The organism is Microcoleus sp. D3_18a_C4 (assembly GCF_036702415.1).
GTDB lineage: Bacteria > Cyanobacteriota > Cyanobacteriia > Cyanobacteriales > Microcoleaceae > Microcoleus.
In genome coordinates, this window is the sequence record NZ_JAUBTI010000200.1 from 1 (window position 1) to 3,418 (window position 3,418).

Annotated in this window: 1 protein-coding gene and 1 pseudogene; one reads left to right on the top strand and one right to left on the bottom strand. The window is 48.0% G+C overall.

Features of this window, described 5'->3' with window-relative positions:
* A pseudogene (locus QUB16_RS32975) lies at window positions 1–1,199 on the bottom strand (RluA family pseudouridine synthase); the annotation flags it as partial.
* Between the two features lie 304 nt (window positions 1,200–1,503).
* Here QUB16_RS32975 and QUB16_RS32980 point away from each other — a divergent pair.
* A complete protein-coding gene (locus tag QUB16_RS32980; protein ID WP_333322578.1) occupies window positions 1,504–3,186 on the top strand; it encodes a tetratricopeptide repeat protein in 1,683 nt (560 codons plus the stop codon).
* Window positions 3,187–3,418 lie beyond the last annotated feature (232 nt).

Here is a 3,418-nt window from a genome sequence, read left to right on the forward strand (position 1 = left end):
GGCTGGGTTTTTAGCCCGCCCGCAACGGGCAAGATGCCCGTTCCACAAGAAATATGATGATTTGTGGGGAGTAGGGGCTGGGTTTTTAGCCCGCCCGCAACGGGCAAGATGCCCGTTCCACAAGAAATATGATGATTTGTGGGGAGTAGGGGTTGGGCTTCTTGCCCGCCTGTTAAACCCTCATTTATATTAGAAACAATCCGATTTTGAGCCAATCCTGACAGCAAAAAACCCATCAACGGCTGACACCGATCGCCACAAGCGCCATAAAATTCTCCCTGTATCTTATCGCCAGATGGTGGCCCCCACCAAAACTCAGCCATTGCCAGCGGTTTCAGATTGTGTACTGCCGCGTAGTGGAGCAATTTTGGGGCGCAACAGTCGCCGGTGCCAGTGGGAATAGAATTAGTTGGCATCAATGAGGAGATCGATCGCGATTTCCCCAAAAAATTCATCAGAGTGTAAGCCGCGTGCATTTGCGTCTGAAGTTCGCGGGAAAGTTCTTTTCGCTGCTGTTTTAGCGCCCGCATCCGTCCATCCGCAGCTTCAATTAATTGTTTGAGGGGCTGCAATGTTTCATCCCGCTGTCGTTTCAATTGTCTGCGTTCAATTTTCTCCAAACGGCTTTCTTGATTCAGTTGTTCCAGGGCAATTTCTAGTGTTTCTGCTGTGAGAGTTTGACACAGTAACTGGCGTTTTTCGTCTCGCTGCAGCTTGGAATTGCGATGCCGATCGCTCAAAACTTGTAATTGCACTTCAAACTCCCGAAATAAGGCTTCATACTCTTGCCGCTGCGGGAGTTGATTGAGTGCAATAAGTTCCTGTTTCATCGCCTCCAATTGAGTTAAGGTGCGGGCTTCATCGAAAGCAACTCGATCGCGTCCCGGAATCGGCGGCACCCACCCCTCAACAATGCTGCAACCCTTCAGCAGCCCGGAAAATGCTTTGAGTATCCCCTGTTCCCCCGAAGGCATCTCCACCAGTAATATGCCGTACATCTTCCCTTCGCGATCGTAGGAATCGTCAGCCGCCAGGTACTGCATCAAACCCCGCGCCAGATCCTCGGACATTCGAGTGCGCGGCAGTCTCAGCAGTTCGCCGCTTTGAGGACAACGGCCTTCGTACCAATAATTCGGCTGCGAGTCGATCGACTCCCAATGACAGTCCGTGACATCTAAAAGCGCGTGAAATTCTAACATATTAAATTTGGTTTGAAATCTGAATTAGGACATATCTGTTTGTATCCTGGATGCTTTCGGTTAATCGAAAATCGAAAATCGAAAATCGAAAATCGAAAATCGACTGACCGTATCTTACAGGGGTGTACCGAAAGTGGGAAGAGTGCATAATTTTATACCTACTAGAATTAAGTAAAAATGATTGGTCGCACCCAGCCTGATATGCTAAATTTGTTTCAAAACAGCAGCGAGATTAAGAAAAGCATAAGTTAATATATAAGACCGCAAGCTTGTTATCCCACTAAATTTTTTATGTGCAAGGCGTATGCCAGACCTCTCGACTTCGGCTCCAGAAAACTCCTCAAACCCCCAACCAGCTCTGCTGCCGCCGCTTTTAAGAATTTTTGCAGCATTTCCAGATTACGATCGGGGCAATAGATTGTACGCCGCAGGAAGGTACGAAGCGGCAGTCCTTTGCTACGGAAAAGCGGTTCAAATTAAGCCGGACTGGGCCAGGGCGTGGCTGAATCTGGGCAAAGCTTACAAGCAACTGCATTCCTACGCAGAAACCGTAGCCTGTGCCGATCGAGCTACAGCAATTAATCCCGAAGAATACTGGGCTTGGATGCTGCGCGGCACAGGGCTGTTAAGTTTGCAAAATCACTCAGAAGCGCTCGCGGCTTTCGACACCGCAATTCAAATCAATTCAGAAAAGCACGAAGCTTGGTATCAGCGAGGCAGAGTTTTAGAGGAATTGCAGCAGTGGGATGCAGCAGCAACCTGTTACAAAAAAGCAACCCAACTTCATCCGAATTTGCCCGCCATGTGGTATCGGCAAGGCAACGTGTTGGTTCAAGCGGAGCGCTACCCTGAAGCTGTGGCGGCTTTCGAGCGCGCGCTGAAACTCGTCCCGACTAATTGGGAAGCTTGGCTGAACCGAGGTTTGGCTTTGATGAAAGCCGAACGCTACGCTGAAGCAGTAACTTCTTACGATCGCGCCATTCAACTGCAACCACAAAATAGTCTGGCATGGTTCAATCGGGGCATTGCTTCAGCAAAATTGCACAAATATGCAGAAGCCGTGACAGCTTACGATCGCGTACTGCAAATGCAGCCCAATGACTGCGAAGCTTGGTTTTATAAAGGAATGGCCCTCAAACACCAGTGGGCCGACGCGGCAATTGCTTGTTTCGATCGGGCAATTCAAATTAATTCTTTGTATCCCGAAGCATGGATCGGGCGCGGTCAAACACTGTCAGAATCAAGAGATTTTGAAGGGGCGATCGCTGCATTTGACCAAGCCATTCAAATTAATCCAAATTTTCCCGAAGCTTGGCTGGGTAGAGGCATCGCCCTGGCAGGATTGGAACGCTACAAAGAGGCAATTATCGCTTACAGCAATGCCCTACAAATTGAAGGTAATTTTCTAGAAGCTTGGAACTTGCGAGGCGAAGCTTTGGAAAAATTACAGCAATACGAAGAAGCGATCGCCTGTTTTGATAAAGTAATCTCTCTGACTTCAGAAGCAGAAATTACATCAAAAGTAGGGTTGCAGCAAGGCGCCGCGCTGGAAAAATTGCAGCGTTACGAAGAAGCCGTCGCAGCTTACAACCGCGTACTAAAAATCGTGCCAGACAATTTTGAAGCTTGGTTGCAACGCGGCAACGCTTTGTCAAAATTGCAGCAGTACGAACAAGCTCTAGCATCATACGATCGAGCAATTACTATCTGGCCGGACAACTATCAAGGCTGGGTGCAGCGAGGTGTGATTCTAGGGGAAATGCAGAACTATTCCCAAGCACTCGTCGCTTTTGACCAAGTAATTCAACTCAAGCCAGACAACTGGGAAGCTTGGGCGCAGCGGGGCGACGTTTTGCAAAAATTGCAGCGAACTCAAGATGCCATTAGCTCTTACGGAGTCGCCCTCGAAATCAAACCAGATTACTACGAAGCTTTAGTCAGTCGAGAAGAATTGAGACTCAAGGGCGCGATGTCAGGAAAGTGGTAAGGGGAAATTGACAAAAATTTTTGAGTTTTGAAATTGCTTTGTTCTTCGTAACGCTGCGCTGGGGTAAAGTTTTAACCTGAACTTCCCCCTGCAAATAAGCTAATCCGCATTTAAATTGCATGGTAAAAGAAATTTTCACTCTTGTGGGGAGTAGGGGTTGGGAGCATCTCAGTTTTGTAAAAAGCATTTTTTTTATTGTAGTGCGAGCGTCCCCGCTCGCGTATTGTACAAT

What these genes read in the sequence shown, in the direction of transcription:
- QUB16_RS32980 (WP_333322578.1), top strand. Translation starts at nt 1,504, where the DNA reads ATGCCAGACCTCTCGACTTCGGCTCCAGAAAACTCCTCAAACCCCCAA.